The sequence below is a fragment of the Dactylosporangium sucinum genome, from assembly GCF_014647515.1.
GTDB lineage: Bacteria > Actinomycetota > Actinomycetes > Mycobacteriales > Micromonosporaceae > Dactylosporangium > Dactylosporangium sucinum.
Genome location: NZ_BMPI01000070.1, coordinates 37,904 through 60,599, shown reverse-complemented (window position 1 = coordinate 60,599; position 22,696 = coordinate 37,904). Strand labels below are relative to the sequence as shown.

The 22,696-nt window shown below is 72.0% G+C and carries 24 protein-coding genes and 1 pseudogene; 15 read left to right on the top strand and 10 right to left on the bottom strand.

What is annotated here, in order from left to right:
* The first annotated feature begins 271 nt into the window (after window positions 1-271).
* From IEZ31_RS45320 to IEZ31_RS45295, 6 genes are all read left to right on the top strand, one after another.
* Window positions 272-1,351, top strand: a complete 1,080-nt coding sequence (locus IEZ31_RS45320; protein ID WP_190256347.1) for an amidohydrolase family protein — start codon at window positions 272-274, stop codon at window positions 1,349-1,351.
* 17 nt (window positions 1,352-1,368) lie between these two features.
* Window positions 1,369-2,520, top strand: a complete 1,152-nt coding sequence (locus IEZ31_RS45315; protein WP_190256353.1) for an amidohydrolase family protein — start codon at window positions 1,369-1,371, stop codon at window positions 2,518-2,520.
* A complete protein-coding gene (locus IEZ31_RS45310) occupies window positions 2,521-2,916 on the top strand; it encodes a Rieske (2Fe-2S) protein (RefSeq protein ID WP_190256346.1) in 396 nt (131 codons plus the stop codon).
* Between the two features lie 107 nt (window positions 2,917-3,023).
* Window positions 3,024-4,322 carry an NADH-ubiquinone oxidoreductase-F iron-sulfur binding region domain-containing protein gene (locus IEZ31_RS45305; RefSeq protein ID WP_190256345.1) on the top strand — a complete coding sequence of 433 codons (1,299 nt, stop codon included), beginning with the start codon at window positions 3,024-3,026 and terminating at the stop codon, window positions 4,320-4,322.
* 34 nt (window positions 4,323-4,356) lie between these two features.
* Window positions 4,357-4,584: a ferredoxin gene (locus IEZ31_RS45300; RefSeq protein WP_190256344.1), complete on the top strand. Its 228-nt coding sequence runs from the start codon at window positions 4,357-4,359 to the stop codon at window positions 4,582-4,584.
* Between the two features lie 16 nt (window positions 4,585-4,600).
* The gene (locus IEZ31_RS45295) at window positions 4,601-4,906 is read left to right on the top strand and encodes a DUF4286 family protein (protein WP_190256343.1); all 306 of its coding nucleotides are present in this window, start codon (window positions 4,601-4,603) and stop codon (window positions 4,904-4,906) included.
* Window positions 4,907-4,916: 10 nt separating this feature from the next.
* Here the strand turns inward: IEZ31_RS45295 and IEZ31_RS45290 are convergent, their stop codons facing one another.
* The gene (locus tag IEZ31_RS45290; RefSeq protein ID WP_190256342.1) at window positions 4,917-5,372 is read right to left on the bottom strand and encodes a pyridoxamine 5'-phosphate oxidase family protein; all 456 of its coding nucleotides are present in this window, start codon (window positions 5,370-5,372) and stop codon (window positions 4,917-4,919) included.
* A complete protein-coding gene (locus IEZ31_RS45285; RefSeq protein WP_190256341.1) occupies window positions 5,369-6,115 on the bottom strand; it encodes an enoyl-CoA hydratase-related protein in 747 nt (248 codons plus the stop codon). The genes IEZ31_RS45290 and IEZ31_RS45285 overlap by 4 nt, the downstream gene beginning before the upstream one ends.
* A gap of 122 nt (window positions 6,116-6,237) precedes the next feature.
* Between IEZ31_RS45285 and IEZ31_RS45280 the strand changes: the two genes are divergently transcribed.
* The 4 genes and pseudogenes from IEZ31_RS45280 (at window position 6,238) to IEZ31_RS45265 (ending at window position 8,959) form a co-directional block, all read left to right on the top strand.
* The gene (locus IEZ31_RS45280; RefSeq protein ID WP_190256340.1) at window positions 6,238-6,447 is read left to right on the top strand and encodes a hypothetical protein; all 210 of its coding nucleotides are present in this window, start codon (window positions 6,238-6,240) and stop codon (window positions 6,445-6,447) included.
* Between the two features lie 36 nt (window positions 6,448-6,483).
* Window positions 6,484-6,941 (top strand): annotated as a pseudogene (locus IEZ31_RS45275) (IS607 family transposase).
* 29 nt (window positions 6,942-6,970) lie between these two features.
* Window positions 6,971-8,365 carry an IS607 family element RNA-guided endonuclease TnpB gene (gene tnpB, locus IEZ31_RS45270; protein ID WP_268241750.1) on the top strand — a complete coding sequence of 465 codons (1,395 nt, stop codon included), beginning with the start codon at window positions 6,971-6,973 and terminating at the stop codon, window positions 8,363-8,365.
* Window positions 8,366-8,374: 9 nt separating this feature from the next.
* Window positions 8,375-8,959, top strand: coding sequence for a TetR/AcrR family transcriptional regulator (locus IEZ31_RS45265; RefSeq protein WP_190256338.1), 585 nt, complete (start codon window positions 8,375-8,377; stop codon window positions 8,957-8,959).
* 43 nt (window positions 8,960-9,002) lie between these two features.
* Here IEZ31_RS45265 and IEZ31_RS45260 read toward each other — a convergent pair whose 3' ends face one another.
* Window positions 9,003-10,139 (bottom strand): NAD(P)H-dependent amine dehydrogenase family protein, encoded by a 1,137-nt coding sequence (locus IEZ31_RS45260; protein WP_190256337.1) that lies wholly within the window; start codon window positions 10,137-10,139, stop codon window positions 9,003-9,005.
* Window positions 10,139-10,894, bottom strand: coding sequence for an SDR family oxidoreductase (locus tag IEZ31_RS45255; RefSeq protein WP_190256352.1), 756 nt, complete (start codon window positions 10,892-10,894; stop codon window positions 10,139-10,141). Before IEZ31_RS45255 ends, IEZ31_RS45260 begins: the two co-directional genes overlap by 1 nt.
* A gap of 95 nt (window positions 10,895-10,989) precedes the next feature.
* On the opposite strand from IEZ31_RS45255, the gene IEZ31_RS45250 reads away from it, so the two are divergent.
* Genes IEZ31_RS45250 through IEZ31_RS45240 form a run of 3 tightly spaced genes read left to right on the top strand, consistent with a single transcriptional unit; the run spans window position 10,990 to window position 13,612 of the window.
* The gene (locus IEZ31_RS45250) at window positions 10,990-11,931 is read left to right on the top strand and encodes a TIGR03619 family F420-dependent LLM class oxidoreductase (RefSeq protein WP_190256336.1); all 942 of its coding nucleotides are present in this window, start codon (window positions 10,990-10,992) and stop codon (window positions 11,929-11,931) included.
* On the top strand, window positions 11,928-12,830 hold the full coding sequence (locus tag IEZ31_RS45245) for an LLM class flavin-dependent oxidoreductase (protein WP_190256335.1): 903 nt from the start codon (window positions 11,928-11,930) through the stop codon (window positions 12,828-12,830). The genes IEZ31_RS45250 and IEZ31_RS45245 overlap by 4 nt, the downstream gene beginning before the upstream one ends.
* Complete coding sequence (locus IEZ31_RS45240; RefSeq protein WP_190256334.1) at window positions 12,827-13,612, top strand: enoyl-CoA hydratase/isomerase family protein; 786 nt, start codon at window positions 12,827-12,829, stop codon at window positions 13,610-13,612. Before IEZ31_RS45245 ends, IEZ31_RS45240 begins: the two co-directional genes overlap by 4 nt.
* A gap of 3 nt (window positions 13,613-13,615) precedes the next feature.
* Here the strand turns inward: IEZ31_RS45240 and IEZ31_RS45235 are convergent, their stop codons facing one another.
* The 6 genes from IEZ31_RS45235 to IEZ31_RS45210 all read right to left on the bottom strand — a co-directional run bounded on the left by IEZ31_RS45235 (window position 13,616) and on the right by IEZ31_RS45210 (window position 20,401).
* Window positions 13,616-14,650 (bottom strand): phosphotransferase family protein, encoded by a 1,035-nt coding sequence (locus tag IEZ31_RS45235; RefSeq protein WP_190256333.1) that lies wholly within the window; start codon window positions 14,648-14,650, stop codon window positions 13,616-13,618.
* A complete protein-coding gene (locus IEZ31_RS45230; RefSeq protein ID WP_190256332.1) occupies window positions 14,647-15,687 on the bottom strand; it encodes a DUF7064 domain-containing protein in 1,041 nt (346 codons plus the stop codon). The genes IEZ31_RS45235 and IEZ31_RS45230 overlap by 4 nt, the downstream gene beginning before the upstream one ends.
* A 66-nt stretch (window positions 15,688-15,753) precedes the next feature.
* The gene (locus tag IEZ31_RS45225) at window positions 15,754-17,142 is read right to left on the bottom strand and encodes an MFS transporter (RefSeq protein ID WP_190256331.1); all 1,389 of its coding nucleotides are present in this window, start codon (window positions 17,140-17,142) and stop codon (window positions 15,754-15,756) included.
* Between the two features lie 85 nt (window positions 17,143-17,227).
* The gene (locus tag IEZ31_RS45220; protein ID WP_190256330.1) at window positions 17,228-18,433 is read right to left on the bottom strand and encodes an ABC transporter substrate-binding protein; all 1,206 of its coding nucleotides are present in this window, start codon (window positions 18,431-18,433) and stop codon (window positions 17,228-17,230) included.
* Window positions 18,434-18,551: 118 nt separating this feature from the next.
* Window positions 18,552-19,355 carry an enoyl-CoA hydratase/isomerase family protein gene (locus tag IEZ31_RS45215; protein ID WP_190256329.1) on the bottom strand — a complete coding sequence of 268 codons (804 nt, stop codon included), beginning with the start codon at window positions 19,353-19,355 and terminating at the stop codon, window positions 18,552-18,554.
* A complete protein-coding gene (locus IEZ31_RS45210) occupies window positions 19,352-20,401 on the bottom strand; it encodes a hypothetical protein (RefSeq protein WP_190256328.1) in 1,050 nt (349 codons plus the stop codon). Before IEZ31_RS45210 ends, IEZ31_RS45215 begins: the two co-directional genes overlap by 4 nt.
* A gap of 161 nt (window positions 20,402-20,562) precedes the next feature.
* On the opposite strand from IEZ31_RS45210, the gene IEZ31_RS45205 reads away from it, so the two are divergent.
* Together IEZ31_RS45205 and IEZ31_RS45200 are read left to right on the top strand one after the other, a co-directional pair.
* Window positions 20,563-21,717, top strand: coding sequence for an acyl-CoA dehydrogenase family protein (locus tag IEZ31_RS45205; protein WP_190256327.1), 1,155 nt, complete (start codon window positions 20,563-20,565; stop codon window positions 21,715-21,717).
* Window positions 21,718-21,829: 112 nt separating this feature from the next.
* Entirely contained in the window at window positions 21,830-22,696 is an 867-nt protein-coding gene (locus tag IEZ31_RS45200; protein ID WP_190256326.1) for a branched-chain amino acid ABC transporter permease, read from the top strand.

The window sequence follows — 22,696 nt, the reverse complement described above, 5'->3', positions numbered from 1 at the left end:
GACCTCGCTGGAGGTGCACGCGTTGATCAAGGGTTCCCGGCTGATCGAGCCGCCGTGGCCCGAGGACGCGTGGGAGCGGCCCGGGCGACGTGGTTTCGACTTCTGGATCCACGCGGCCAAGCCGTTGCTCCACTTCGTCGGCGAGCTGGACGCATGAGCCCCGGCCAGCACAAACGGGTCGCCGACCTGGCACCGGCCAGGGCCGTCGGCTAGCATGCAATCGGAGCAATAATTTGCTTCGTCGATCGAACTTGATGGAAGAGAGCGAACCATGACCGATCCTGGTGGGCCTCTGATCGACGCCGGTGTCCACGTCTTCTTCGCGTCCGACAACGACCTTCGGACCTACCTTCGGGAGCCGTTCAAGAGCCGCGGCTACCCCCATGTCGACGTGGCCTGGTTCGCCCCGCCCGGCCCGCGCTACGTCGAAGGCTCCGCGAACCCGGACCGCTCCCACCCCGGGTCCGACCCGGAGGCGGTCGGCCGGGTGATCCTCGAGGATCGTGGCTTCGACTACGCGATCCTGCACCCGATGACCGCCGCCTCGATCCTGCCCGACTGGCACCTGGGCTCGGCCATCCTCGCCGCGACCAACCAGATGCTCGTCGAGCGGTGGCTGGACTCCGGGACCTACGCCGAGCGGTTCCGCGGCACGATCCGGGTGAACCCGCGCGACATCGACAGCGCCGTCCGGGAGATCGAGCGCTGGAAGGACCACCCGCGGGTGGTCCAGATCGGCCTGCCGATGCAGACCGAGGTGCCGTACGGCCGGCCCCAGTTCAAGCCGCTCTGGCGGGCGGCGTCCGACGCCGGGCTGCCGGTGGCGGTGCACATCGAGATGGGCGTGGGCATCACGCACCCGCCGACCCCGTCCGGCATCACCCGGACGTTCTCGCACCTGGCCGCCTACCAGCCGATGACCTTCGTCTGGCACCTGCTGAACATGATCGCCGAGGGCGTGTTCCACGAGTTCCGCGACCTCAAGGTGGTCTGGACCGACGGGGCCGCCGACGTGCTGACGCCGTTCATCTGGCGGATGGACACGTTCGGCCGGCCACACCTCGAGCAGACCCCGTGGTCGCCGAACATCCCCAGCTCCTACCTGCCCGACCACACCTACTTCGTGCACGGCCTGCTCGACGGCCCCGGCGACGCCGACTTCGCCGACGAGTGGCTGCGGATGACCGGCAAGGAGGACATGCTGCTGTTCGGGTCGAGCTACCCGTCATGGCAGACCGTGACCCGCGAGGACCTGCCCGCGGCGTGGACCCCGCAGCAACGCGCGAAGGTGCTCGGCGGCAACGCCGCCGAGCTCTACGGCATCCGGGCGACCGCCCCGGCCACCACGTAGGACGAGAGGAGTCCATCGTGACCGTCGAAATCCAGCAGGCACGCACGGCCGGCACCGAGCAGGTCGAGGTGCGGGTGGTGGACTCGGACGTCCACCCGACGCCCCGCTACGGCGAGCTCGAGCAGTTCATCCCCGAGCCGTACCGCTCCCAGTTCCAACTGCGCAAGCAGCTGGCCGGAAACCCGGTCTACTACGACGCGCCGGACTACAACCACGCCTTCGCGATGCGGACCGACACCTTCCCCGACGACGGCAACTTCGCGGGCTCCGACCCGGCCCTCACGTTCCGCCAGCTCATCCTGGAGGCGGGCTGCGACATCGCGATCCTCGGCCCGCTCACCGGGGGCGGCGGTCAGACCGACGAGGAGCAGCACGTCCTCGCCGTCGCCACCAACGACTGGCAGGACAAGTGCTGGCTGGACAGCGAGAACAACTGGCACAAGCGGTACCGGGGCTCGATCGTCGCCGCGATCGAGATGCCCGAGGACGGCGCGCGGGAGATCGAGCGGTGGGCCGGCCACCCGTACATGTCCCAGGTGCTGATCAACGCCGAGCCGCGCCCGTCCTGGGGCCACCCGAAGTACGACCCGATCTGGGCCGCCGCGACCCGCCACGGCATCCCGGTGGCCTGTCACCTCGGCCGCGGCCAGCACAACGAGCTGCCGATGTCGCCGGTCGGGTTCATGACCTACAACCACGACCTGATGGTCACCTACTCGATGCTCGCCGCCAACCAGGTGTCGAGCCTGATCTTCGACGGCGTGTTCGACCGCTTCCCGACGCTGCAGATCGTGCTGATCGAGCACGCGTTCACCTGGATCCTGCCGCTGATGTGGCGCATGGACGCGATCTACAAGGCCCGCGGTCCGGAGAACGGGCTCAAGCGCCGTCCGTCGGAGTACGTCAAGGACAACATCTGGTTCACCACGCAGCCGCTGGACTACCCGGAGAACAAGATCGAGCTGACCAACGCCCTGGAGTGGATGGAGGCCGACAAGATCCTGCTGTTCTCGTCCGACTATCCACACTGGACGTTCGACGACCCGCAGTGGGTCTCCAAGCACATGCCCGAGCAGTGGCGGGAGAAGATCATGTTCCAGAACGCCATCGACCTGTTCCACCTGCCGAGCACGGTTCCGGCACTGGCCGGCCAGAAGCGGCCGTTCTAGATGCGGGAGCGGGAGAAGGTCCAGTCGCCACTGGCCCGCGGACGGGAGCACGTCGTGGCGACCGTCGACGAGATCGCGCCCGGCCAGTCCAAGGTCGTGCCGATCGGCCGGTACGGCGTGGGCGTCTACAACGTCAACGGCAAGTACTACGCGATCGCCAACTACTGCCCGCACGAGGGCGGGCCCCTGTGCGGGGGCCGCACCCACGGGCAGACCGTAGTCGACGACGAACGCCCGGGCGGCGCGGCCGAGATCCGCGACGGCGAGTTCATCTACTGCCCCTGGCACCAGTGGGGGTTCGAGCTCGCGACCGGCACGACCGCCGTGAAGCCGGAGTGGAGCATCCGCACCTATCCCGTGCGGGTCGACGGCGACAACGTCATCGTCACCGCCTGAACACCGGTGTACCCGAACACCGCCGGCCCCCTGGCGACGGGGGGCCGGCGCACCGCCGACCTCGGCAGGTACGTCCGGATCGAATCCCGGGTCGACAGAGGAGCCCCATGAGCCTGACCGCAGACGCCCACGTCGCGCCGAAGGTCGCGACGTTTCCCGAGGTCGGCGCCCGCCTGGTAGCCGGCGTCGCCGCCCGCGAGGACCTTGAGCAGTACCGCTCCACCGGCGGGTACGCCGCTGTGCACGACGCCGAGCGACTGCTCGACGCGGTGGAGGCGGCCGCGCTGCGCGGCCGTGGCGGAGCGGCGTTCCCCACCAGCCGCAAGATAGAGACCGTCCGGACCGGGCGGGGGATCCCGGTCGTCGTCGCCAACGGCGAGGAGGGCGAGCCGGCGTCGGTCAAGGACCGGTGGCTGCTGCGCAACCGGCCGCATCTCGTCCTCGACGGCCTGCGGCTCGCCGCGCTCATGGCCGGCTCCGAGGACGTGCACGTGTACGTGTCCGACCAGGCGGGCGCCGCCAGCGTCCGGCTGGCCGCGCAGGAGCTGTCCGGCACCGGCGTCTGGGACGTCGACGTCACGGTCACCGTCGTCGACCCGGCCTACGTCGCCGGTGAGGAGACCGCCGTCGTGCGGGCGCTCAACGGCGGCCCGGCGCTGCCCATGGACAAGCCGCCGCGCCCCTTCGAGGAGGGCGTCGCCGGTCGGCCCACCCTCGTCAACAACGTGGAGACACTGGCCAACCTCCCGCTCATCCAGCGCCTCGGTGCGGCCGGCTACCGGGAGGCGGGCACGGCGGCGTCGCCGGGCACGTTCCTGCTGACCCTGACCGGATGCGCCGCCACCGGACTGTACGAGATCCCGTTCGGGGAGACCCTCCGCAGCGTGCTGTCATGGCTGGGCGAGGACCACCGCTCCGTGGCCGGCGTGCTCATGGGCGGGTACTTCTCCGGCGTCCTCGGTCCGCACGCCCTCGACGTTGCGCTGGACTACGACTCGATGCGGGCGGTCGAGAGCGGCCTCGGCTGCGGCGCCGTCGGCGTGATCTCGCGGGACACGTGCCCGGTCGCCGTGTCGGCCGCGGTGCTGGCCTACTTCGCGCGGGAGAACGCCGGCCAGTGCGGCTCGTGCTTCAATGGCACCGCCGCGATGAGCGCCGTGCTCGACGCCCTGGTCGAACACCGGGCGGGCACCGACGACATGGAGCGGCTGATCCGTTGGTCGACCTTCCTGCGCGGCCGGGGCGCCTGCGGGACGCTGGACGGAGCGACGAACGTCGCGGCCAGCCTGCTGCGTGAGTTCCCCGACCTCGTCTCCAGGCATCTCCACGGCCTGTGCGACCTCTGTGACTCCGGACGACGGGTCACCGACCCGCCGTTCGCCGTGATCCTGCCCCCGCGGAGCTGACCCCTGCTGCGCCACGAGCCGAGGAGATACATCGGTGAAGATCAAGCTGGACCGTACCATCTGCGACGGCTTCGGGCAGTGCGCCGTCTATGCGCCGGAGACGTTCTCGCTGGACGACTGGGGCTACGTGTCGCTCATCGGGGCCGGCAACATCGCGGCGGAGCATGAGGAGGGGGTGCGCCGCGCGCTGCTGGACTGCCCGGTGCACGCCATCACCGAGCTGAAGCCGGTCGAAGAGCCCTACGCCGAGCGCACCCACTGACGGAGAGAGGCACGCCATGGGCAAGGCCATCCTGGTCGTACGAACCAACCCGGTGGACGGCCGGGAGGACGAGTACAACGAGTGGTACACCAACAAGCACGTGCCGGATATCCTGGCACTGCCCGGCTTCGTCGCCGCCCACCGCTACGTCCTGGCCGGACCGGACGAGGCGGCCGAGTTCCGCTACGTTGCGATCTACGAGATCGAGGGCTCGGTGGCCGACGCGCTCGGCGCGCTGGCCAACGCCGGTCTCGACGTCAGCCCGAGCCTGGACCCGCACACCTCCGCGGAGCCCTACGTGGCGTTCGACCCGGGCGCGTAGCCGCGTCGGGTCAATCGCGCAGGGTGATGCGGCTGTTGTCCCAGCTGAGGATCCGGTCGTCGGGCGTGAAGCGCAGCGTGACCCGGTCGCTGTAGACGCGTTGCGCGGCCGAGGGCATGCGGTCGGACGCCACCCGCGAGGACGCGTACTTGGCCTCGAAGAGCTGCCGCACGGCCGACTCGGTCGGCTCGTCGCTGACGACGGCGATGGATCCGGTCAGGTGCACGGCGGCCAGCTCGGCCCAGGCGTGGCCGGACTCGACCAGGAAGGCGGCGCGCGGATCGCGGCGGACGCGGGCGACCTTCTTGGTGCCGGCCGGCGTGGTGCAACAGATCGTGCGGTCCAGCACCACGAACCAGACCGGGAGCGTGACCGGCCATCCGTCCGCGCGCAGCGTGGTCAGGATGCCGGTGTGCGCGCGTTCGACGAAGGCCCAGGCCTCGTCCGGCGTGAAGCGGATGCTCACGACCGGCGCGCCACGTCGCGGCCGGCGGCGGCGAACGCCTCGGCGTCGAACGGACGGTCCAGCATGGCGGCCCACTCCATCTCCAGCGGCGCCGCGACGGCGGCCGCCTCGGCCCGGTCGTAGAGGCGCAGGACGTCACGCACGGCGGTCGTCGCCGGCACCTGACGGACCAGCGCGTGTGTGAAGGCGAGCAGCTGCTCGTGCGGTACCACATGATTGGCCAGGCCGATCGCCGCGGCCTCGGCGGCGGGGACGGTGCGTCCGGTCACCGACAGCTCCCGGGCCCGGCGCACGCCGACGGCCCGCGGCAGCAGGGCGGTCAGGCCCCACGTGGGCACCACGCCGAGGCGGGCGTGCGTGTCGGCGAACGAGGCCCGGTCGGAGGCGACGATGAACGACGCGCTGAGCGCGACCTCCAGCCCGCCGGAGACGCACGCCCCGTTGACGGCGCAGACGACCGGCTTGGTCATGGCCCGCAGGGCGCGGGCCGGATGGTGCCGGAACTGGTTGCCGTACCGGTCGGCGAACTGGTCCCGGTCGGTGAAGTCGAGCCCCGCGCAGAATGCCGGATCGGTGCCGGTGAGCACGACCGCGCGGACCGCGGCGTCCTGATCGGCCGCGGCGAGGACGTCGCACAGGTCGACCTGCATGGCGCGGGACAACGCGTTGCGCTTCTCGGGGCGATGGAGTGTCACCGTGCGTATTCCGTCGTCGTCGAACGTCCGGACGAGGCCGCTGGGCATGCGCCGATGCTAACTGGATCCTGGTCGTATTAGCTATATGATTAAGATGATGGGCGCGGCCATTGCGACCTGACCGAGCAGGCGGCTACCTTCCAGGAACTGGCGTACGCTGACGCCTCCCCGTGTCGATGGCCAAGGAGTACGGCTGCGACCAGGCCGCCGTCAATGTGGGTACCGCCTTGCAGCTGCGCGTGGCAGTCACCTTCCGCGCCGCAACGGTGATGTTTCAGCGCCCGACATCGCGTCCGGAGTCGACCACGCGCATCGTCACCCTCCGACACCCGGCGAAGGAAACTGGGGCGAGGGGTCTCAAACAGCTTGCTGTTGCGTGAGCGAACGTGCTCGTATGTGAGTGTTAGCATCACCCCGTGAAGCTTGCGGAGTGGGCGCGCCGCAACGGTGTGCATCCGCAAAGCGGGTTCCGCTGGTCGCGTGAGGGAACCATGCCGGTGCCCGGTCGGCGTCTTGCATGCGGCACGATCATGGCGTTGATAGCCGACGACGTCGCGCAGGGCCAGGCGGTATCTACGCCCAGGTGTCGTCGGCTGATCGGCGGGCCGACCTGGACCGGCAGGGTGGCCCGGGGGGCCGCCTGGGCCACCGGGCAGGACCTGCTGCTCTCGTGCGTGGTATCCGAGGTCGGCTCGGCGCTGAAGGGACGGCGCAAGAAGTTCCTGGCGTTGCTGAGCGACCCTGGCGTGTCGACAACCTTGCCGAGGTCGACGACGACCTGGTCCGTGACGTGACCGAAATCCCGACCTCGCCGTGCGACCTGTACGGGCGCCGCGCCGCCGCGACCCGGGCCGCCGCCGAGGACGACTCTTGAAGTCCTACAAGCCGCCGGCCGGCTGGAGCATGCAGGCATACAAGTTCGCCCTCGACCCGAGCGACACGCAGGTGCTCGGGTTGCGCCGCAATACCGGCGCGGCCAGGTTCGCGTACAACCACATGCTGCGGCGGGTCAGCGCGGTCAGGGAACAGCGTGCCGCCGAGGCCAGCTACGGGGTGGCCGAGGCGGACTTGACACCGTGGCAGGGCTGGTCGCTGCCGGACTTGCGCCGCACCTGGAACGACGTCAAGCAATGGGTGGCGCCCTGGTGGTCGGAATGCTCCAAGGAGGCGTTCAACACGGGCCTGGCGAACCTGTCCGCGGCACTGGGCAACTGGCACGCCTCCCGCACCGCAGCCCGCAACGGCCGCCGGATGGGCTGGCCGCGCACCAAAAGGAAACACGCCAAGCGGTCCGCCCGGTTCACCACCGGCGCGATCCGGGTCGACCCCGGCTACCGGCATGTGGTGCTCCCCCGGCTGGGTCGCATCCGCACCCACGAGTCGACCCGCAAACTGGCCAGGCGGGTACAGGCGGGCACCGCGAGGATCCTGTCCGCCACCGTCACCGAGACCGCCGGCCGGTGGTTCTGCTCGTTCCAGGTCGCCGCGTGCCGCGACCACAGCCGGCCAGCGCACGCGCCGAGGGCCGGACGGGTAGTCGGGGTGGACGCCGGGATTAAGCACCTGGCGGTGCTGTCCACCGGCGAACTCGTGCCCAACCCGGCGCCGTTCAAGGCGGCGTTGAAGAGACTCGGCAAAGCGCAGCGCCGTGCCGCGCGCCGGATCGGCCCGTACGACCCGGCAAGCAGCAGCAAGCGCACCGCGTCGAACCGGTGGCAGCGGGCACAGGCGATGGTGACCCGACTGCACGCCACGGTCGCGGCTGTCCGCGCGGACTCCTGGCACCACCTCACCACCCGTCTGGCGCAGCAGTTCGACACGGTCGTGGTCGAGGACCTGCACGTGGCCGGCATGGTCCGCAACCACAAGCTGGCCAGATCCTTGGCCGACGCCGCTCCGGCGACCCTGCGCCGGCACCTCGGCTACAAGACCGGCTGGTACGGCAGCACGCTGTACGTCGCCGACCGGTGGTACCCCAGCTCCAAGACGTGCTCGGGCTGTCAGACGGCGAAACCCAAGCTGTCGCTGGCTGAGCGCACATTCAACTGCACCACGTGCGGGCAGTCCTTGGATCGGGACGTCAACGCCGCACGGAATCTTGCCGCACTCGTGCGGCACGTCGACCTGGAGTTGCCGGGCGACGCAAAAACAGGACGTGGAGCCCACGTAAGGCCCGCAAGACCTGCACCCGCAGGCCGGGCAGCGGGCCGTGAAGCGTCAAGACCGGCTCATCCGGTCAACGTCGCCCGGCAACGGACGACTACCAATCATGAGTCATGTCTACTCACTGAAAGGTAACGGAACAGGGTGCCTCGGCCATCACGACGCGCTGAAGTCCGGACCACCGCGGCCCGCCTCATCCGCGCGCACGGTTACGATGCGGCCTCCATGGATCTGCTGGCCGACACGGTCGGGCTCAACAAGGGGACGCTGTACCACTACTACCCCTCCAAGAGCGCCATTCTCTACGAGCTGATGTCCGACCAGGTCGACGCGACCCTCGATCTCCTCGGCCGGGTGCCGCGCACCGGCGCCGCCGCCGACCGGATGCGGGCGCTGATCCGGCTGCAGGTCGAGCACGTGGCGACCAAGCAGGACGAGCTCGTGGTGTTCTTCCAGGAGCTGCCCTGGGTCGAGCAGCACCTCGACGAGGAGCAGGCGGTCGACCTGCGCCGGCGCATCGACCGCTACGAGAAGTTCACCCGGCAGCTGCTGTCCGCCGGCGTGCGGGCGGGGGAGTTCCGTGAGCTGAACCTCAACATGGTCATGTATTCGATCATCGGCATTCTCGCCTACGTGCCGAACTGGTTCCGGGCCGGCGGGCGCAAGGCGCAGGAGACGCTGGTCGACGAGCTCACCGACTTCGTGATGAACGGGATCCTGCGGCGCTGACGCACCCGACCGACCGGCCGGTTGGCGCGCGACCAGCGGATCGTCAGCGAATCGTCTCGGGGATGACGGCCGGCCGGCGCCCGAGCACGTCGGGGATGGCGCGCAGGTCGGCCGCGGGGTAGGCGAAGCCGGGCGCCAGCAGGATGCCGGGCGGCGCGGCCACGACCGCCGGGATCGTCTGCACCAGCTGCACGGCGGTCGCCAGGTTGGCCGCGGACTGCCGGTCGTCGACGCCGAAGACGTCGCGGGCATCCGAGGTGCGCAGGTCGGCGCGTGTGCGCACGTCGACCGGCAGGCCGCGCACCTCGACCTCGTACATGTCGCCGGAGACGAGCTCGACGCCGTCGTCGACGAGCGCCGGGTCCAGGTACCACAGCTCGCGGATGGTGATGACGGGTTCGCCGGCGACGAGCCCGCTCCACACGCCGTCGAGCGCGCCGACGGTACCCCGCTCGACCGTCACCCCGGCGCACCGCAGCGTCCGGGTGCTCGGCAGGTACCGGACCTCGGCCGTCAGCTCCTCGACCGGCAGGCCGAGGTGGTGGGCGAGCCCGGCGATGCACTCGAAGTAGTACCGGCTCAGCAACGTCTTGCGGGTCTTCGAGCCCAGCTGTTCCGGCGGCCGGCCGAAGCCGATGGCGGCGATCGTGTCGCCCGCGTGATGGCTCAGGTCGCAGATCTCCCGCAGGTGCACCGCGTGCACGGTGGTGCACAGGCTGGTCGCGGTGAGTGCGAACCGCTCGGCGAACCAGCCGGGGTGGATGCCGGTGCCGTGCAGGGTCGTGCCGCCCTCGGCGCAGGCGGCCTCCAGCGGCGCGACGTACTCCTCGCCGCGCTGCCACGGGAAGAAGTACGCGGTCGACGTCACGACGTTCTTGCCGCCGCGCAGCAGTGCGGTGATCTCCGCGTGCCGCGACGTCTCGTCGGGCAGCGCGATGCCCGCGTAGAGGACGACGTCGGCGTCCAGGTCGTGGATCGCCTGCGGGTCGGCGACGACCTCGACGCCGATCGGTGGCTCGCCGATGAGCTCCATCGCGTCGCGGCCGACCTTCGCCGGGCTGTAGGCGAGACAGCCGACGAGCTGGAGCTCGGGGCGGCGGGCGATCTCGCGCAGGGCCTGGGCGCCGGTGTACCCGGGGCCCCAGACCACGACGCGGTACGGCGTTTCACGGATCGTCATCAGGCTGCCTTTCCGTGCGCCACCAACGCGCCGCCGTCGACCGCGACCACCTGGCCGGTCATCCAGCCGGCGCGGTCGGACAGCAGGAACGAGGTGATCGCTGCGATGTCCTCGGGCGTGCCGAAGCGGCCCATCGGGATGCCGCTGAGTAGCTGGGCCCGGTCCGGCTCGGGGATGGCCGCGGCCATGTCGGTGTCGACCAGCCCGGGTGCGACCGCGTTGACCCGCACGGCCGGCGCCAGCTCGGCGGCCAGTTGCCGGGTGAGGTGGTCCAGGGCCGCCTTCGTCGCGTTGTAGAAGCCCGTCTTCGGCGTCGGGATGCGGGCGCCGATCGAGCTGATGTTGACCACCGCGCCGCCGTGCTCGCGCATGCCGGCCCGCCAGACCAGTTGCGTCCAGTGCAGCGGCGCCCACTGGTTCACCTCGGTGAGCTTGGCGACCAGTGGCGGCTCGACGTCGATGGTCGGGCCCCACTGCGGGTTCACCGCCGCGTTGTTCACGAGGTAGTCGACGCGGCCGAACGCGCGCACCGCGAACGCCACGCAGTCGGCGGCGGCCGCGGGGTCGGCGGCGTGCGCGACGCGCCAGTGGCAGGCCGGTCCGAGCTCGGCCGCGGCCGCCTCGAGCGCGGGCTGCTTGCGGCCGGTCACCAGGACCCGGGCGCCGGCGCGCACGAGCTCGCCGGCGATCGCCCGGCCGATGCCGCGGGAACCGCCGGTGACGATCGCGGTCCTGCCGTCGTGGTCGCGTGGCACGGTCACCTCATCCGGGTCGGGGCTCCGTCGACCGGCAACATAACAAACCAACCGATGGGTTGGCTACGGCACGCGACCGGCCATATGCTGCACCCATGGGAGGCCCTGCCGAGCCGGAGATTTCCGTCGCCGTCCGCAACTTCGCCGCCGAGTCGCCGGGCGACTGGCGCCACATCCTCGACCAGGCGCGCGCCGCCGACGCGGCCGGCATCGACCGGATCTTCGTCGTCGACCACCTCGTCTTCGGCCGCGACCTGTCCGCGTACGGGCAGCCGGCCGCCGGCGGCGTCACCGGCGGCATGCAGCCCACCGGCCCCGACGGGGACTGGCTGGAGCCGCTGACCGCGCTGGCGGCGATGGCCGCCGTCACGACGCGGGTCAAGCTCGCCACCAACGTCCTCGTCGCGCCGCTGCGCCCGGCCGTCCTCCTGGCGAAGACCGCCGCCACCATCGACGTGCTGTCCCACGGGCGGCTCGAGCTCGGCGTCGGCGTCGGCTGGCAGGAGGCCGAGTACCGCGCGGTCGGCGTGCCGTTCGCCGAGCGGGGCCGGGTGCTCGACGAGACCCTCGCGGCGTGCCGGGCACTGTGGACCACCGACGAGGTCTCGATGTCGGGGCGCGGGTTCGAGCTCGACGCCGTCCACATGCGACCCAAGCCCACCGGTCCCGGCGGGGTACCGGTATGGCTGGGCGGCCGGGCGATCCCGGCCGTGGCGCGGCGCCTGGCGACCTACGGCGCCGGCTGGATCCCGTGGGGCGTCAAGACCGGCGACCTCGCCGCGGCGCTGGACGCGATGCGCCCGCTCGTCGAGCGGCACGGCCGCGACTTCGCCACCGTGCGGATCTCGGCCGCGCTGCCGACCGTCGTCGCCGACGGTACCCTCGATCTCCGGCGCGTGCTGGCCGACGTGCCACGACTGCGGGCGCTCGGCGTCTCCGACTTCCGCACCCTGGCGCGGCTGCCGCGCGCCGAGGCCGCCGCCCGCGACCTGCTCGACGAGCTCAACGGGCGGTTCCGGGAAGCCGTGGCGGCGTGAAGGCCGGCCTGGCGCTCGGGGCCGCCGGGTCCGTGCCCGCCGACGCCCGGCGGGCCGAGGCGCTCGGCTTCGACTACCTGGCCTGTGGCGAGCACCTGTTCTTCCAGGTCGCGCCGAACCCGTTCGTCGAGCTCGCCGCGGCGGCCGCGGTGACCACGCGGATCCGGCTGGTCAGCACGGTGAGCCTGCTGCCCCTCTACCCGGCCGCCCTCGCCGCCAAGCTGGCCGCGACGCTCGACCAGGTCGCGCAGGGGCGATTCGAGCTCGGCGTCGGTGCCGGCGGGGAAGCGCCGGCCGAGTTCGAAGCCGTCGGCGTCGACCCGGCCGAGCGGTTCCGGCGGCTCGACGAGGGACTCGAAGTGCTGCGCCTGCTGTTCCGCGGAGGACCCGTGTCGTACGAGGGAACCTACACGCGGCTTCGGGACGTCGCGCTCGACCCGCCGCCGGTGCAGCCCGGCGGGCCGCCGATCTGGCTCGGCGGCCGCAAGGACGGCGCGATCCGCCGCGCCGGCCGGTTCGCCAGCACCTGGCTGCCGTACATGGTGACGCCGGAGCAGCTGCGGGCCGGGCTGGACGGGGTCCGGGCCGCGGCCGCCGGGCACGGGCGCGACCCGTCGAGCGTCGGAGCGGCCCTGTTCGCCTTCGCCTGCGCCGATCCGGACGCCGGCCGGGCGCGGCGGGCCGGCATCGACTACGTCAGCGCCGCCTACCGGCAGGACTTCGCGCCGCTCGCCGACCGCTATCTGCTGCTCGGCTCGCCGGGTGCGGTCGCCCGCCGGATCCGCGAGTTCGCCGCCGCCGGCGCGGACACGGTGATCCTGCAGGTCGCCGCCGCCCCCGAGGACCGCGACCGGGTTTTGGACACGATCGCCCACGACGTCCTGCCGGAGCTGCGGTGAGCGACCGGGTGCGGTTCGACGTGCACGATCGGGTCGGTGAGCTGGTGCTGAGCCGGCCGGAGAAGCTCAACGCCATCGACCGGGAGATGCTGCGCCAGATCGAGCGGGCGCTGCGGATGGCGGAGGGCGACCGGGCCGTCCGGGTGCTCATCCTGCGCGGCGAGGGCCGGGGGTTCTGCGCCGGCGCGGACCTCGGCGCGGTCGACGACAAGGTCGCGGACTCCGGCCTGCTGGCCGAGTTCATGGCGTACTGGCATCAGGTCTTCGGGCGCCTCGCCGACTCGCCGCTGCCGTCGATCGCGGCCGTGCACGGCATCGCCTACGCGGGCGGGTTCGAGCTGATGCAGGCGTGCGACCTCGCCGTCGTCGCCGACGACGCCCGCCTCGCCGACCAGCACGCCGTCTACGGGCTGATTCCCGGCGGCGGCGGCTCCCAGCGGCTGCCCCGGCTGATCGGCGAGCGCCGGGCGAAGTGGCTGATGTTCAGCGGCGTGCCGGTCGAACCGCGCGAAGCCCTCGCCGCCGGACTCGTCAACGCGGTGCGGCCGGCGGCGGAGGTGCTCGGCCACGCCCGGGCGATGGCCGCCGTGCTCGCCCGGCGCAGCCCGGTCGCGACCGCGCGGATGAAGGAGGCGATCCGCCTGGGCCTGGCCGCGCCGGACCTCGGCGCCGCCCTGGAGATCGAGCGGCGGCTGACCGTGGAGCACATGCGCGCCGCGGACCCACGCATCGGGTTGGCCGCGTTCGCCGAGCGTGCCGAGCCCGACTTCATCGGGGAGTGAGGCTCAGCGTCCGAGCGCCGGCGCGTTGGCGAGCCGGATCCAGGCGTCGCACGCGGCGACGAACTTCGACGTGTCGACGGCGTCGTTCATCACCCCGGACCGATACCGGTGCAGCGCCCGCAGCGCCGTGCCGGCCACCCGCCAGCACGCCATGCGGTAGTGGTACTCGAAGTCGTCGAGGCTCGCGCCGGTGAGGCCGGCGTAGTGGGCCAGCGCCTCGCCGAGCCCGGCGGCGCCGGGCGCCGACGTCGCCAGCCGCACGCCGAGCATCGCCTCGGCCGGCGGGTCCCAGAACGCGGCCAGCAGCCCAAGGTCGGCCAGCGGCTCGCCGAGGGTGACGAGCTCCCAGTCCAGCACGGCCCGGATCTCGCCGTCGGGGCCGACGATCGCGTTGCCGAGCCGGTAGTCGCCGTGCACGACGCGGCACCGGTCGTCGCGGGGCATCCGGCGCTCCAGGTCCTGCGCGATCCGTCCGAGCTCGGCGGCCTGCGTCGGGGCCCCATCGGCGGCGCCGGCGATGACCGAGCGCCAGCGGTGCAGCTGGCGGCTCAGGTACGAGCGGCGCGGGCCGAGGTCGCCCAGCCCGATCTCGTCCGGCGCCACGGTGTGCAGGGCGGCGAGCGTGGCCACGACGTCGAGGGACGCCCGGCGCAGCGCCGGCGGTTCGAGGAGCGCGGCGGCCGCCTCCGCGTTGCCCAGCACGTGGCCGTCGACGAAGTCGGTGACGTGGCACGGCAAGCCGAGCGGGTCGTCGGCGGTCCCGGTGAGGCGGACCCGGGGCACCGGCACCGGCGTGGTGCACAGCGCGGCCATCGCCCGGGCCTCGCGGCCCACGTCGTGCGCGCCGCCCTCGTGGCGTCCGGCCGGGGCGTGGCGCAGCACCCAACCGCGCCCCGAACGGTCGGCCACGCGGTAGGTCAGCATGCTGTACCCACCGGAGATGCGCTCGGCGGTGAACGGCGGATCGGCCTCGGGCAGCCCGCGGGCCAGCCACTCGCGGACGGCCGGCGGCACTCCCTCGGCGAGCGGCGCGGTCACGACTGCGGCTGCGGCGGCGTCGCGCCGGTCATGCCGACGGGCCGGCCGTCGACGAGCTGGTCGAGCATCTCGACGATGCCCAGGCCGCGCCGCCCGTCGCTGGACACGAACTCGTAGGCGGAGTAACCGATCCGCGTGACCAGTTCGGTGCCGTCCGCGGCGGTGCGCCGGTGCCGCAGCGGCACGAAGCGTTCCGGTGCCCGGGCGGTGCCGGTCAGGGTGACGGGACCGGCGGGGGTCGCGACCTCGGACACGGCCTTGCGGCAGAAGCCGTCCGCGGTCCACTCGACGGTCTGGCCGGTCAGCTCGGCCGGGGACGTGATGCCGCCGTCGACCACGGCCGCGCGGCGGGTGCGCCCGCCGTCGCGCCGGGCGACGTCGAGGGTCATGACGGCCGAGCCGTCCTCGAAGGCGACGACGATCCAGCGGTACGACAACGGGCCGGCCCAGTCGCGCGGCCCCCACGAGTGGTCCCGCAGGCCGCCGCCGCTGACCGCGAGCCGCCGCCCGTCGAGCTCGAGGTCGCCCTCGACGTGGATGAACTGCTCGTAGTGGCCGATGGCCATGGTGTCCTCGAGGATGTTCGCCGGGTGGTCGCCGTTGGTGCCGAACGACGCGCCGTGGCCGGTGACCGACAGCCGGATCCGCGCCGCGCGCTTCGGGGCGGCGCGGAACGCCTCGCCGGGCGACGCGAGCACCTTGGGTTCGCTGAAGGACGAGAGCGGGCCGTCGTACCGCAGCCGCTGCCGCCGGTGCGGTTCGACGATCTCGAAGGCCAGGTCGCCGACGGCGAGCCGGTCGGCGGTCAGGTCCGTGGTGCGCTGGTGGGTGAACAGCGTCTCGCCGTCGGGGAGGAAGACCAGCACACTGGCCTGACCCGCCGGTTGGTTGGCCTGCATCGCCACCCGCACCCAGCCGACGACGCCGGCCTCCGGGCACAGGAAGTTGTAGTAGGTGCTCTCGTTGTAGGCCGGCTGGTCGTCGGGAACGTGCCGATACTCGTGTGTGGGCGCGATCGTCTCGGCGAACATCGACATGGTGTCTCCTCGCAGCGGTTTAACCAACCATGTGGTTGAGAACCTAGTTGCGTGCCCGGCCGCGCGTCAAGCACCGGCCGGCTGCGCCGCCGGGCGCGGTATTGCGACGGCCAGCGCGGTGGCGAGCGCCATCGCGACGGCGAGGAGCACGAACCCCGCCGTGTAGCCGGACCCGACCGGCGCGCCCGAGGCGTCCAGCCGCGCCGTGACGACGGTGGCCATGACGGCGGTACCCACGGAGCCGCCGATGTTGCGGGCGTTGAGGTTGACCGCGCCGGCCACGGCGGACTGCGACGGCGGCGCCGAGACCACCACGAGCGTGGCGAGCGAGGCCAGCGCCACGCCGAGCGCGACGCCGTAGACCCCGAGCGTGGTCACCAGCTGCCACGTCGCCGCGTACCCCCACGCGACGACGGCGAGGCAGCCGGCGATGACCACGCTCGAGGAGACCACGACCCGCCGCGAGCCGTTGCGCCGCACGAGCCGCGCGGTGACCAGGCCGCCGACGAAGACCGCGCTGGCCAGCGGCAGCATCAGCAGGCCGGATTCGGTGACGGTGGCGCCGACGCCGTAGCCGGTCGACGACGGTGCCTGCAGCAGCTGCGGCACGAACGCGTAGACGGCGAACATCGCGAAGCCGAGCAGGAACGAGACCGCGTTGCCCGACAGCATGGCCGGGATCCGCATCATCTTGAGGTCGATGAGCGGATGCCGGGCGCGGGACTCGAGCCGCAGCCAGCCTGCGGCGAGCACCGCCGAGACGGCGTAGAGGCCGAGCGTGCGCCCGCTGGCCCAGCCCCAGCGGGAGGCCTCGGTGGTGGCCAGCACGAAGGTGGCCAGTGCGCCGGCCAGGAACGGTGCCGGCGCCCAGGAGATCGGCTCGGCCCGCCCCGCCGAGGCGCGCACGACGAAGACGGCCGCGACGGCGGTGACCGCGATCATCAGCATCGGCAGGAGGAACAGCCACCGGTAGCCCAGCGCGTCGACGATCGGCCCGGCCAGCACCAGCCCGGCGCTCGCGCCGATCCCGGAGATCGCGGCCAGGACGCCGATCGCCGAGGGTACCCGCTCGGCCGGGAACTCGTCGCGCACGATGCCGAAGGCCAGCGGCATCACCGCGCCGCCGGCGCCCTGCAGCACCCGCGCCGCCGTCATGGTGCCGATGCCGGGCGCGACCGCCGCGCCGAGCGAGCCCGCGGCCAGCATGGCGAGCGCGGTCACCAGCATCGGCTTCTTGCCGACCGCGTCGCCGAGCCGGCCGAGGACCGGGGTGGCGATCGCGGCCGACAGGAGGTACCCGCTGACCACCCAGGTGACGCTGCGCGCGTCGGTGTGCAGCGCGCGCCGGATCTCCGGCAGCACCGGGATCACCATCGCCTGCAGCAGCGCGAACACGGTGGTGGCGACGACGAGCACGCCGAACGTCGCGGCGGGGCGCGACGGGAGGTACCGCATGGGCGTCTCCTGCGGAGGCGGTGGAGCGGTCCGGGCGCCCCAAGCGGCGGGGCACCCGGACCGGGACGGTTCGATCGCGGCGCGATCAGCCGGCCGAAGGGACGCTGAGCCCCTTCTCGACCGGGCCGTACTTGGTGAAGACGAAGTCGCCCGGGGCGAACGTCGGGAAGTGGTTGTCGGCGGAGAACGTCACCGGGCTGACGTAGAGCGGCATGTCCGCCGGCTTGGCGCCCTCCAGGGCCTTCGCCATCTTCTTGGCGTCGAGGCTGCCGGCGAGGTTGGCGGCCGCGGCGGCCAGGATGACGTCGTGGTAGGCGACGAGGTACGTGTTGATCGGGAACGGCAGCTTGCCGCCGGACTTGGCCAGCACCGCGTCGTAGAACTTCTTGAACGCCGCGCTCTCGGTCTGCGGGGTGCCCTTGACGCTCGTCGCCAGCTGCTGGAACAGGATGCCGTCGTAGGTGTTCGCCGGGGCGAGGTCGGCGAGGTTGTTGGCGGAGTACGTCTGGGCGGCGATCGTCGGCAGGGTGACGGCGAGCTTGGCGCGGGCCTTGGCCATGGCACCGGCGGCGGGGCTGTAGCCGGCGAAGATCAGCGCGTCGGGGTTCGGGGCGAGGACCTGCTGGAGCTGGGGTGTGGCGTCGATCGAGTCCGGCGGGACGCGGGCGAAGGTGACGGCGATGTCGGCGGCCTTGAAGGCGGGGCCGGCAACCGCCTCGAACGCCTGGCCCGAGGCGTCGTCGATGTCGAGGATGCCGACGCTCTTGTACCCGCTCTCCTTCGCCTTGCTCACCAGGCTGCCGACGTAGTCGGGGATGGTGTGGGCGTTGCCGAACTCCAGCGGGTATTTCTTCGGGTCGTTGAAGGTCGCCCCGGTGAAGTGCTGGGACGTGAAGATGCCGGCCTGGGCGAGGATCGGGATGCCGGCCGGGATCTCGGAGGCGACGCCGGGGATGACGGCGTGCGGCTTGCCCCCGCTCAGCAGCTCCTGCAGCTTCGCCGCCGACTGGTCGGCGCTGCCGGCGTTGTCGATGTAGTTGATTTTGAGGGGCTGCCCGAGCACCCCGCCGTTGTCGTTGACGACCTGGACGGCGGCGTCCATGCCCTGCTGCATGGCCCCGCCGATGACGGCGAGCGGGCCGCTGAGCGCGACCAGCGCGTCGATCTTCATCGGTCCGCCGCCGGGCCCGTCGCCCGAGCCGGAGCCGTCCCCGGCGTCGTCGCCGCACGCGGCGACCACCAGTAACGACACCGCCAGCGCTGCCGCGATCGCGGCCCGCCGAGTTCTCATGGCGTTCACTCCACTTCTTCTTATTATCCAATTCATTTAAAGGATTGGCGGGACGGTAGCCAGCGGCCCTGGTTGCGTCAAGGTCGTGGCGGGTTGGTGCGGTGGGCGGGCGGGTGCCCTACTGGAAGGTGAAGGAGGGGGTACGGCGCTCCCGGAACGCCGCTCGTGCCTCGGCGCTGTCGGTCGTCCGCGCGCTGAGCACCTGTTGGCGGTTCTCGAGCTCGATCGCCGCGTCCAGGGACGGCATCTCCAAGCCCAGCCACATGCCCTGCTTGGTGAGTTCCAGCGCCATCGGTGCCGCGCCGAGCAGGGCATCGACCGTCGTGTCCACGGTGGAGCCCAGCGCGTCGGGCTCGACGACGCCGGCGAGCAGCCCGATCCGCAGTGCCTCGGCGGCGTCGAACCGGCGCCCGGTGAGCATCAGCTCGTGGGCCCGGCCGGCGCCGACCAGCCGCGGCAGCAGCCAGCTGATGCCGAGGTCGCAGCCGCTGGCGCCGATGCGGATGAACGCGGTCGTGAAGACCGCCGTCGACGTGGCGAAGCGGATGTCCGCCGCGCACACCAGCGCCAGGCCGAAGCCCGCGGCGGGCCCGTTGACGGCGGCGACGACCGGCTTCGGCAGCCGGTGCACCCGCTGGATCAGCGTCGCGACGAGGCGCTGGAACGCCAGGTCGCGGTACACCTGGCCCATGTCCGCCGTGCCGGGGGCGTCGCCGTAGCCGTCGAGGTCCAGGCCGGCGCTGAAGCCCCGCCCGGCGCCGGTGACCACGACGACCCGGCAGCGCGGGTCGCGCTCCGCCGCGTCGAGCGCGTCGTGCAGGCCCTGGGCGAGCTCGGCGTTGACCGCGTTGAGCTTCTCCGGCCGGTGCAGCTCGATGCGGTACACGCCGGGCCGGGGCCACGACACCTCGACGGCGCTCACGGGCGCACCGACGCGAACGGGAAGTTGCCGGCCTGGGTGCCCCACTCGTGCACGACGTCGCCGGTCAGCCGGGTGGCCCGGCCCCAGTGGTACAGCTCGGCGTCGATCCGGCCAACCTGCCGGCAGTAGTAGGCACCCTCGTTGCCGTCGAGTTCGAACTGGTCGCTGACCCGGCCGTCGGTGAGCCGGGCGAAGAACTCCAGCTCGCCCTGGGCGGCCTTGAGCGTGACCACCTCCGGGCGGGGCAGCCCGGTGCCGGGCTCGATGCGGAAGCGCTCCACGGACGAGGCGAACGCGAACGTGCTCAGGATCGGCTCGCCCTCCCGATACAGCACGAACGGGGTGAAGTGCCGGTAGCCGAGCTGTTCGGACGCCGCGGAGTCGGTCCACAGTCCCGTGTAGTCGCCGCACGTGAAGTGTCCCCAGGTCCAGATCGACTGGGCCGACCGCGCCTTCTCCCGGCCGGCCAGTGGCAGCGACGACAGCTGCTTCTCGGTGTGGACCCGGCCGCGCACCGGCACGCGGTCGCCGTCGAGGGCGATCCAGCCGGAGACGTCGGCCCGCGGCGCGACCGGCCACCAGCCGACCGCGGTGCCCGACTCGGGGCGGTGGTGGGTGAAGCCGGGGGAGGCGGTGGTGAACTTGACCCCGGCGCAGACGACCGTCGCCGCCAGCTCCAGTCGCACCCGGCCGACGTCCAGGCTGAGGTCGAACGTGGCCGGGTCGCCGCGCTCGGATAATCCACCGACCAGTTGGTTGTGATCGCCCCATCGGCCGCCGAACGGGTACGGCTCAAACTCGTCCGGCGCGAAGCCGGTGTGCAGCTCGAGGTACGGGTGCCCGGGGCGCAGCAGGTTGACGGTGATCGCCGGGCGGCCGCCGTCGAACGGGCGCGAGCGGTACAGGCCGATGCCGACCTGCCACCCGTTGTCCAGTGCGGCGTCGAGCCACCACAGCTCGACGTACTCGGGGTCGCCGCTGCCCAGCTCGGTGCGCCAGGCCAACTCGGCCGCCGTGATCGGTCGGAACGCTCGGACGGCACTCATCGCATCGCCTCCATTCGCATCGGCTTCGGCCCGGGGTCGGCCGGCTCCGGTTCGTTCGGACCCGGTCGACGTCGGTGTGCGGTTGCTGTTGTCGTTCGAGCGTCACTCTGTTGTACTGGTCCCCATGTAGTCAACCCATCGGTCGGTTAAGAGAGGATCGAGTGAACTTCAGCGAGTCGAGTGAGCACCTTGCCCTTCGCGGTGCGGTGAGCGAGATCGGGGCCAAGTACGGCCACGACTACTTCGCCCGGTGCGCGGCGGAGGGACGGTTCACCCACGAGCTCTGGTCGACGATCTTCGACAACGGGTTCGGCGGCGTGAACCTGCCGGAGGAGTTCGGCGGGGGCGGTGGTGGCATCCAGGAGATGGCGATCGTCATCGAGGAGCTCGCCGCGCAGGGCTGCCCGCTGCTGTTCCTGATCGTCGCCGGCATGTGCGGACCGATCATCGACGAGTTCGGCTCCGCGGCGCAGCAGGAGCGGTGGCTGCCGGGGTTGGCCGCCGGCCGGACGAAGATGGCCTTCGCGATCACCGAGTCCGGCGCCGGGTCCAACGCCCCGAACCTGGCCACCACCGCCACCCGCGCCGGCGACGGCTGGGTCATCAAGGGTGCCAAGCAGTACATCACCGGCATGGACGTGGCCGACGCCGTGCTCGTCGTGACGCGCACCGGCACCGACCCGCGGGGCCGGGGCCTGCTGACCCTGTTCGTCGTGGACACCGACACCCCCGGGCTGGAGTTCCGGCCGATCCCGATGGAGATCAAGGCGCCGGACCGCCAGTTCGCGGTGTTCTTCGACGACGTAGTGGTCCCGACCGACCGGTTGGTGGGTGGTGTGGCGGACCAGGGATTGCGGCAGATCTTCTCCGGCCTCAACCCGGAGCGGATCAACGTCGCGGCCCAGGCGACCGGGCTCGGGCGGTACTTCCTGGACAAGGCCGTCGCCTACGCCAAGGACCGGGCGGTGTGGGGCGTGCCGATCGGCTCCCACCAGGGCGTCGCCCATCCGCTGGCCGAGGTGAAGATCGAGCTCGAACTCGCCCGGCTGATGACCGCCCGGGCGGCGTGGCAGTTCGACAACGGCGAGGCGGGCGTGGGCGAGGCGGCGGCGGTGGCGAAACTGGCCGCGGCCGACGCGGTGCTGCACGCCTTCGACCAGACCGTCCAGGTGCACGGCGGCAACGCGTTCGCCACCGAGTACGGCATCGGCGACCTGTGGGGGCTGACGCGGCTCATGCGGTCGGCGCCGGTGAGCCGGGAAATGGTGCTCAACTACGTCGCGCAGCACTCGCTCGGCCTGCCGCGCTCGTACTGAACCGCCCCGCGCCGCTGTGGACGGTGCGGAGCTGTCTCTTCTGTCATTGAAATCATTTAGATCTCGTCGAATACACGGCCTCGGGGCCGTGCAGGACTGCGTAGGGGCTGTCGTGACGATTGTCTGGGCCGGGCTGTCGGTCGGCGCTGTCTATGCGCTCACCGCCATCGGCTACAACATCACGATGACGTTCGGCGGCGTGTTCAACTTCGCCCACGGCGCGTTCGTCATCCTCAGTGCGTTCTTCTCCTGGTACGTCATGGTCGACCTCGGCTGGCCGTGGTGGTCGGCGGCACTGCTCGGTGCGGTCCTCGGTGCGCTGCTCGGCGGTATCGAGGAGCTCGTCGCCGTCCGCCCGGTGCTGCGCCGCACCGACACCCGCGCGCTGCTGGTGACCACCGTCGGCGCGTTCGTCGTCATCGAGGGCGTGCTCGCCGCGACGTGGGGCGCCACGCCGAAATCGGTCGGCTTCTTCGCCGGCGAGGACGCCTTCACCTTCCTCGGCGGGCGGATGGCACCGGTCGACGTGTGGCTGGTCGTGGTCGCCGTCGTGGCCGGGGCCGGCCTGCACGTGTTCTCCCGGCGCAGCCTGTGGGGCCTCGCCGCCCGCGGCGCCACCAGCGACCCGGACGCCGCCAAGGCCCGGGGCATCAACGTCGGCGCGTTGCGGGCCGGCGGGTTCGCGCTCGCCGGCGCGCTCGCCGGGCTGCTCGGCCCGCTCGTCACCCCGAAGACCGGCGCCAGCGTCGGCATCGCGGTCAGCATGACCATCTTCGGCTTCGTCGCCCTCGCGGTCGGCGGCTTCGGCAGCTTCGCCGGGTGCGTCGTCGGCGGCCTGCTCGTCGGGCTGATCCAGGCCTACGGCAGCCGGTACCTCGGGGTCGAGTACCCGCCGCTGCTGCTGTTCATCGTGCTGCTCGCGGTGCTGCTGCTGAAACCCACCGGCCTGTTCGGCAAGCACGGCATGCGGGCGGTGTGA

Coding starts and splice junctions, on each gene's coding strand:
- IEZ31_RS45250 (WP_190256336.1), top strand. CDS start 10,990: ATGGGAGGCCCTGCCGAGCCGGAGATTTCCGTCGCCGTCCGCAACTTC.
- IEZ31_RS45295 (WP_190256343.1), top strand. CDS start 4,601: ATGGGCAAGGCCATCCTGGTCGTACGAACCAACCCGGTGGACGGCCGG.
- IEZ31_RS45305 (WP_190256345.1), top strand. CDS start 3,024: ATGAGCCTGACCGCAGACGCCCACGTCGCGCCGAAGGTCGCGACGTTT.
- IEZ31_RS45230 (WP_190256332.1), bottom strand. CDS start 15,687: ATGTCGATGTTCGCCGAGACGATCGCGCCCACACACGAGTATCGGCAC.
- IEZ31_RS45260 (WP_190256337.1), bottom strand. CDS start 10,139: ATGACGATCCGTGAAACGCCGTACCGCGTCGTGGTCTGGGGCCCCGGG.
- IEZ31_RS45210 (WP_190256328.1), bottom strand. CDS start 20,401: ATGAGTGCCGTCCGAGCGTTCCGACCGATCACGGCGGCCGAGTTGGCC.
- IEZ31_RS45310 (WP_190256346.1), top strand. CDS start 2,521: ATGCGGGAGCGGGAGAAGGTCCAGTCGCCACTGGCCCGCGGACGGGAG.
- IEZ31_RS45285 (WP_190256341.1), bottom strand. CDS start 6,115: ATGCCCAGCGGCCTCGTCCGGACGTTCGACGACGACGGAATACGCACG.
- IEZ31_RS45225 (WP_190256331.1), bottom strand. CDS start 17,142: ATGCGGTACCTCCCGTCGCGCCCCGCCGCGACGTTCGGCGTGCTCGTC.
- tnpB (WP_268241750.1), top strand. CDS start 6,971: ATGCAGGCATACAAGTTCGCCCTCGACCCGAGCGACACGCAGGTGCTC.
- IEZ31_RS45220 (WP_190256330.1), bottom strand. CDS start 18,433: ATGAGAACTCGGCGGGCCGCGATCGCGGCAGCGCTGGCGGTGTCGTTA.
- IEZ31_RS45320 (WP_190256347.1), top strand. CDS start 272: ATGACCGATCCTGGTGGGCCTCTGATCGACGCCGGTGTCCACGTCTTC.